Annotated in this window: 6 protein-coding genes; 1 reads left to right on the forward strand and 5 read right to left on the reverse strand. The window is 64.4% G+C overall.

Translation table 11 applies throughout. The annotated features are described in order from the left end of the window. Positions 1–3 precede the first annotated feature (3 nt). Positions 4–909 (reverse strand): beta-keto acid cleavage family enzyme, encoded by a 906-nt coding sequence (locus G6N73_RS17265; protein ID WP_165029742.1) that lies wholly within the window; start codon positions 907–909, stop codon positions 4–6. Between the two features lie 293 nt (positions 910–1,202). Here G6N73_RS17265 and G6N73_RS17270 point away from each other — a divergent pair, with 293 nt between their 5' ends. Further along, on the forward strand, positions 1,203–2,183 hold the full coding sequence (locus G6N73_RS17270) for a GlxA family transcriptional regulator (protein WP_165029744.1): 981 nt from the start codon (positions 1,203–1,205) through the stop codon (positions 2,181–2,183). Positions 2,184–2,350: 167 nt separating this feature from the next. Here G6N73_RS17270 and G6N73_RS17275 read toward each other — a convergent pair whose 3' ends face one another. The 4 genes from G6N73_RS17275 to xylB form a co-directional block, all read right to left on the reverse strand. Next, positions 2,351–3,121, reverse strand: coding sequence for a TIGR01458 family HAD-type hydrolase (locus G6N73_RS17275; RefSeq protein ID WP_165029746.1), 771 nt, complete (start codon positions 3,119–3,121; stop codon positions 2,351–2,353). Positions 3,122–3,184: 63 nt separating this feature from the next. After that, entirely contained in the window at positions 3,185–3,418 is a 234-nt protein-coding gene (locus tag G6N73_RS17280) for a hypothetical protein (RefSeq protein WP_165029748.1), read from the reverse strand. A 125-nt stretch (positions 3,419–3,543) separates the two neighbouring features. Then, positions 3,544–4,854: a xylose isomerase gene (gene xylA, locus G6N73_RS17285; RefSeq protein ID WP_165029750.1), complete on the reverse strand. Its 1,311-nt coding sequence runs from the start codon at positions 4,852–4,854 to the stop codon at positions 3,544–3,546. After that, positions 4,854–6,305, reverse strand: coding sequence for a xylulokinase (xylB, locus tag G6N73_RS17290; protein WP_165029752.1), 1,452 nt, complete (start codon positions 6,303–6,305; stop codon positions 4,854–4,856). Before xylB ends, xylA begins: the two co-directional genes overlap by 1 nt. Positions 6,306–6,641 lie beyond the last annotated feature (336 nt).

Here is a 6,641-nt window from a genome sequence, read left to right on the forward strand (position 1 = left end):
CCCTTACCACCGCTTCGTCAGTTTCAACTTCTTGCGCACGTCCTCCGGGCCCATGATGCGCGAGCCCATGTTTTCGGCGATCTTCACCGCGCGTTCCACCAGCGCGCCATTGGTGGCGAGCACGCCCTTGTCGAGCCAGATATTGTCTTCCAGCCCGACGCGGATATTGCCGCCGGCCGCGAGCGCCACCGCGGTATAGGGCATCTGGTTGCGGCCGATCGAGAAGGCCGAAAAGATCCAGTCGGACGGCAGATTGGCGGTCAGCGCCGTCAGCGTCGCGATGTCGTCCGGCGCACCCCACGGAATGCCCATGCAAAGCTGCACCATGACAGGATCGTCGAGCAGGCCCTGGCCGTGCAGCCATTTGGCCAGCAGCAGATGGCCGGTATCGAAAATCTCGACCTCGGGCTTCACCCCGAGCGCCTGGATCTGCGCCGCCATCGCCTTCAGCATCGGCGGCGTGTTGGTCATGACATAGTCCTGCTCGCCGAAATTCATCGTGCCGCAATCGAGCGTACAGATTTCCGGCAGCAATTTCCTGACATGCGCCAGCCGCTCGGTGGCGCCGACCATGTCGGTGCCGACGGGCGACGGCGGCAGCGGCTGTTCCGGATTGCCGAGCGTCAGGTCGCCGCCCATGCCGGCGGTGAAGTTGATGACCATGTCGACGCCCGACTGCTTGATGAGGTTCAGCACCTCCTCGTACAGCGCGACGTCGCGCGCGCCCTTGCCGGTCTGCGGATCGCGGACATGGATATGAGCGATCGCAGCGCCCGCATTCGCCGCCTCGATCGAAGCATCGGCGATCTGGCGCGGCGTCACCGGCACCTTGTCCGAGCGCCCGGTCGTGTCGCCGGAACCGGTGACGGCGCAGGTGATGAAAACATTGCGACTTGGGTTCAGACCCATGGAAATCCTCCCTGTGAGCGCAAGCGCTCCTGTCTTGCGTCGGCGCTGCCCCTCACCCTTACCCTCTCCCCGTGAAGAACGGGGAGAGGGGGTCGCCGGCGTCGCGCCCTACCCCCTTCCCATAACGACGTAGTAGGGGAGCACCAACGTTGACGCCCCCTCTCCCCGTTCTTCACGGGGAGAGGGTAAGGGTGAGGGGCGGCGCCAGCCTCTGAGATCTGACGCTCAGCCTACCGTTTCACCCCGATCATGACCGACTTGCGAAAAGCTGTTTTGCGTTTTACGAAGCCTACATGACCAAAAACGAAAAGCCGTCGATCTTTCTTCCAGAACGCAGCCCCCTCAAGCTGACTTTCCTCGTCTTTTCCGGCTCTTCGATCATGTGCGTCGCCTCCGCCGTCGATCCGTTGCGCGCCGCCAACCGCATTTGCGGCGAAACGCTTTTCGACTGGAAGATCGTTTCCGCCGATGGAGAGCCGCCGGTCACCACCTCCGGGCTGCCGGTCGCCGTCAGCGGGCGTTTCGATCCGGGGGAAAAGGCAGACGTGCTGATCGTCGTCGGCGGCTTCGGTTCCCGGACCGAAGGCGGCCAGAAGCTGCTGTCCGGCATCCGCAGGACAGCCCGCAGCGCCCGCGCCTGCGGCGGCGTCGAGGCCGGCACATGGCTGCTTGCCCGCGCCGGCCTGCTCGAAGGCCGCGCCTCGACGACGCATTGGGAAGACATGGAGGATTTTGCCGCCGCCTTCCCCGGCGCCGACGTTCGCCCCGACCGCTACGTCATCGACGGTCCCGTCTTCACCACCGGCGGCGCATCGCCGACCTTCGATCTGATGCTGCATCTCGTCCGCACCCGGCTAGGCATGGCCGTGGCGCTCGATGTCGCGAGCGTCTTCATCTACGACCAGGCGCGCGCCGCGACCGACGCGCAACCGCTCGTCTCGCTCGGCCGGCTCGACGGCTACGACCCGCGGCTCGCCCAGGCGATCCGGCTGATGGAATCGCATGTCGACCGTCCCCTGACGATCGCGGCAATCGCCAAACGCGCCGGCGTCACCGCCCGCACCCTGGAGAGCATCTTCGGCAAGTCCATCGGCGAGACGCCCGGCGCCTACTACCTGCGGTTGCGCCTCAACACCGCCCGCCGGCTGGTTCTCGACACGCGGCTGGCAATGGCCGATATCGCCGAACGCAGCGGCTTTTCCAGCGCCGCCGGCTTTTCGCGGGCGTTTTCCAAAACCTTCGGGGCAGCCCCGGTAAGAATGCGCCGGGGATAGCCCCTTTTCGCGTGGTTGGCTCGTCTGTTGGAGCTGCGCGAGGCAAAATGAACAAATAAGCCCGGAAAATTCAGCCAGAATCCACTATCCCACTGGAATTCAACAGACTTTTCTGTGCGTGACGCCGAAAGGGCCGGAAATCCATCCACGGGTGCGAAACGGCGCATTCACTTCTTGCGGGCGACGATCCAGTCGGCTGCGTCGGCAAGATCGGTTAAGACCGCGGTCGGCCGCGGTTCGAAGCGCGTTTCGTCGCCAGGCCGGTACTTGCCAGTGCGCACCAGAAGCGCGCTCGATAGCCCGGCGCTGAGCGCACCCGCGACATCGCCCTCGGCGTCGTCGCCGACCATGACCGCCTCCCCCGGCGGGCAATTCATGCTGGAAAGTGCTGCCTGGAAGAAGTCCGGCGACGGCTTGCCGAGGACTGTCGCCGGCCGCTGGCAGGCAAATTCCAGGGCCGCAACGAACGGTCCCGCGTCGAGGCTGAGCTTGCCGTCGGCGTCCTTGAACGCCCTGTTGCTGGCCAGCGCCAGGAAGTCGGCCCCTTGGCTCAATTCCCTAAACGCTTGATTCAACGACGTATAATCGAGCGTCTCGCCGACATCCCCGATGACGACGGCGCGCCTGCCATGCTCCGGCAGGCCCTCGAACTCCGCCTCGAGATCGGGATGAACCAGCAGATGCGGCGACAGTCCGCGGCCGGCAAGCCACTCGCGCGCCGCCCGTGCCGGCGTGAAAAGCTCATCCTCCGGCACGGAAATGCCGAAGCCGCTCAGCCGATCGAGAACGGTCCATCTCGTCGACCGCGTTGTGTTGCTGACAAAGCGCAGCGGCAGCCCCGCCTCGCGCAGCCGCGCCACGGAGCCGACCGCGCCCGGTATCGCCCTGTCGCCATCATAGATGACGCCGGCAAGATCCAGAAGCACACCGCTGATCATCGCCCAAGGATGGCCAAGCCGGCACTGGAGGTCAAATCCTCCCGTCCCAATTCGCACGTTGGGTCAAGCGGCGCGTTGGTATCCGTCGTCGCCGATCAGCGACCGCACCCTGTCGGCGAGTTTCGCCTCCAGCCGATCCTTGACGATCCGATTGAATGTGTCGGCCTCATCTATCTCCTGCCCCGGCAGCGAAAGCAGGAGATCGACGATGGAATCGGCTTCTGGCCGAGACAGCAACGCCTCGATCGCGGGCTCGCGAGGACTAATCGCATGAGGTCTTTCGTGATTCTGTCCCATGCTCCCAATTTGGCCGTTGGAGACGGCGCATTGAGGGCGGCATTGGGGCAATCAGGCGGCGAGCGGATGAACCTTTTTTATCGCTTTTATTACTGTGCGAGGCAACCTCCGCGCGCCGCGCCGGGTCACACGTAGCGGTTGACGACGTTCTCCAAGAATTCCTGCCGGCCGGACTTCGGCTGCGGGTCGAGGCCTTCCTTCAGCACCCACTCGGAAATCTGCTCCAGCGTGCGCTCGCCCTTGAGCATGGCCTGTGCGCCGGCTTGAGTCCAGCCGGCATAACGCTCTTCCAGTGGCCCCGACAGAGCCTTGTCCTCGATCATCCGGGCCGCCGCCTTCAGCCCGCGCGCGCAGCAATCCATGCCGCCGATATGGGCGATCAGCAGATCTTGCGGGTCGAGCGACTGGCGCCTGAGCTTGGCGTCGAAATTGGTTCCGCCGGTCTTGAAGCCGCCGGCCTGGAGCACCTGGTAGTAGGCGAGCGCCATTTCCGGCACGTTGTTGGGAAACTGGTCGGTATCCCAGCCCGACTGGTAGTCGTTGCGGTTCATGTCTATGGAGCCGAAGATGCCGAGCGCGCTGGCGAGCGCCAGTTCGTGCTCGAACGAATGGCCGGCCAGGATGGCGTGGCCCTGCTCGATATTGACCTTCACCTCCTTCTCCAGCCCGAAATCCTTCAGGAAGCCGTAGACGGTGGCGACGTCGTAGTCGTACTGATGCTTGGTCGGCTCCTGCGGTTTGGGTTCGATCAGTATCGTGCCCTTGAAGCCGATCTTCTTGGCATAGTCGACGACCATGGATAGGAATCGCCCCGCCTGCTCCCGCTCTCGCTTGAGATCGGTGTTGAGCAGCGTCTCGTAGCCCTCGCGTCCGCCCCACAGCACGTAGTTCACGCCGCCGAGCCGCTTGGTGACGTCGATGCACGACTTCACCGTCGCGGCCGCATAGGCGAAGACTTCCGGGTCGGGATTGGTCGCAGCGCCTGCCATATAGCGGCGGTGCGAGAACAGGTTCGCCGTGCCCCAGAGCAGCTTTGTCCCGGTCTCCTGCATCTTGCCGGCGAAATAGTCGGCGATCTCGTCGAGGCGATCCGCGCTTTCGGCGAAGTTGCTGCCTTCGGGCCGCACATCGGCGTCGTGGAAGCAGAAATAGGGCACGCCGAGCAGCGAGAACATCTCGAAAGCCACATCGGCCTTGAGCTTCGCCAATTCCATCGTGTCGCCGAACCACGGCCGCTCGAAAGTCTGGCCGCCGAACGGGTCGCCGCCCGGCCAGGCGAAGGAGTGCCAGTAGGCGACGGCGAAGCGGAGATGGTCCTCCAGACGCTTGCCGAGCACGACCTCGTCGGGATTGTAGTGCCGATAGGCGAGCGGATTGGTCGAATCCGGCCCTTCATATTTCACTTTGCTGACGTCGCCGAAGAAACCAGTGGTCATCACGAAACTCCTTTGATGGCTGGATAGAGCGCCCGGTAGCGCTCATAGGCATGCGCATAGGCGCCGCCAAGTTTAGCGTCGGGTTCGATCGTCTCGGCTGTCGCCGGCGCGGCGCAGACCTCGTACGGATCGGCATTTTCCGCAGCGATCAGGCCAAGCCGCGCGGCGCCGAAAGCCGCGCCGAAGTCGCCGTCCGCCGGGATGTCGACGGGAATCTGCAGCGCGGTGGCGATCGACTTCAGCCAATAGCGCGAGCGGGAGCCGCCGCCGATCGCGGTCACGCGGCTGAGTTCGGTGCCTGCCTGGTGCAGCGCCTGCTGGCTGTCGCGGAAGGCGAAGGCGACGCCCTCGACCACGGCCTGCGTCAGCACCGCGCGGCTCGATTGATGGCCGAGTCCCGCGAACGCACCGCGGATCGCCGCGTCATTATGTGGCGTCCGCTCGCCCGAAAGATAGGGCAGGAACGTGACGCCGCTAGGCGTTTTCAGCGCCTCGCCGAGTTCGTCGGTGAGTCCGCGCGCTTCCTTGCCGGTGATTTCCGACAGCCAGTTCAGCGAATCCGTCGCCGACAGGATGACGCCCATCTGATGCCAGGCATTGGGCAGCGCGTGACAGAAAGTGTGAACCGCGCTTTCGGGGTTCGGCAAATAGGAGCCGTTGGCGGCAAACAGTACGCCCGAGGTGCCAAGCGAGACGAAGGCATGCCCGGGCCGCACCGTACCCATGCCGCAGGCCGACGCCGCATTGTCGCCGGCGCCGCCCGCAACGACCACGCTGGCGTTCATGCCCCAGCGGCTCGCGAGTTCGGAGCGCAGCGAGCCCGCCTGCTCCGTGCCTTCGACCAGCCCGGGCATTTGCCGCTCTTCGAGATCGGTGGTGGCCAGCAGTTCCGGCGACCATTTGCGTGCGGCCACATCGAGCCACGAAGTGCCAGCCGAATCGGACATTTCCGACATATGCTCGCCGGTCAGCCACAGCCGCAGGTAATCCTTGGGCAGCAGCACCCAGCGCACCTTGGCGAACACCGCCGGCTCGTTGTTCTTGACCCAGGCGAGCTTCGGTGCGGTGAAGCCCGGAAATACGATGTTGCCGGTGATCTTTCTGAAGCGCGGATCGGCGTCCAGCTTCGCCGCCTCGGCATGGCTTCGCGTGTCGTTCCAGAGAATGCAGGGACGGAGCACCTGGTCGCGCTCGTCGAGAAGCGTCGCGCCATGCATCTGGCCGGAGAGGCCGATGCCTTTCACGGCGGCCAGTTCGGTCGCATGCTTCGACTTGAGCTCGCCGACAGCTTCTTCGGTGGCGCGGATCCAGTCCGCGGGGTCCTGCTCGGACCAGCCGGAATGGGGACGCGAGACCTCCAGCGCGCCATGGCCGGAGCCGATGACGTTCTGTCCGCCGTCCATCAACAGCGCCTTGACGCCGGACGTCCCGAGATCGAGTCCCAGATACATGACAATTCCTCCCGGTCAGGCCGGTTCGCCTTCCGCCCGCGACATCTTCCTCCCGCGGGCACATCTCTCATAGCAAAAAAACCGGCGCAGAAAACCGGCTGCGGGAGAATTTTTTCGCGGCTCGCAAAAATTCTGGTCCGGCCACACTTTCAACGGCTTGGATGATACCCGTCCGCGCCTTGGCGGAGGCCCTCTTCCGATACTGGCATAATTATTTCCAGGACCGAACGAAGCCAAGGCCGCTCGCGGCCAGCCTGGTGGCAAAACTGCAACACCAGATTCCTAACTAGCGCTTTGCAGGCTCATTTTTTGCGCTTTGTGGTTGTGATGCACTAA

The organism is Allomesorhizobium camelthorni (genome assembly GCF_011045125.1).
Classification (GTDB): Bacteria; Pseudomonadota; Alphaproteobacteria; order Rhizobiales; family Rhizobiaceae; genus Allomesorhizobium; species Allomesorhizobium camelthorni.

Excerpts from the sequence above, each read along its gene's own strand:
- G6N73_RS17275 (WP_165029746.1), bottom strand. The coding sequence starts at position 3,121 with ATGATCAGCGGTGTGCTTCTGGATCTTGCCGGCGTCATCTATGATGGC.
- xylA (WP_165029750.1), bottom strand. The coding sequence starts at position 4,854 with ATGACCACTGGTTTCTTCGGCGACGTCAGCAAAGTGAAATATGAAGGG.
- G6N73_RS17280 (WP_165029748.1), bottom strand. The coding sequence starts at position 3,418 with ATGGGACAGAATCACGAAAGACCTCATGCGATTAGTCCTCGCGAGCCC.
- xylB (WP_165029752.1), bottom strand. The coding sequence starts at position 6,305 with ATGTATCTGGGACTCGATCTCGGGACGTCCGGCGTCAAGGCGCTGTTG.
- G6N73_RS17265 (WP_165029742.1), bottom strand. The coding sequence starts at position 909 with ATGGGTCTGAACCCAAGTCGCAATGTTTTCATCACCTGCGCCGTCACC.
- G6N73_RS17270 (WP_165029744.1), top strand. The coding sequence starts at position 1,203 with ATGACCAAAAACGAAAAGCCGTCGATCTTTCTTCCAGAACGCAGCCCC.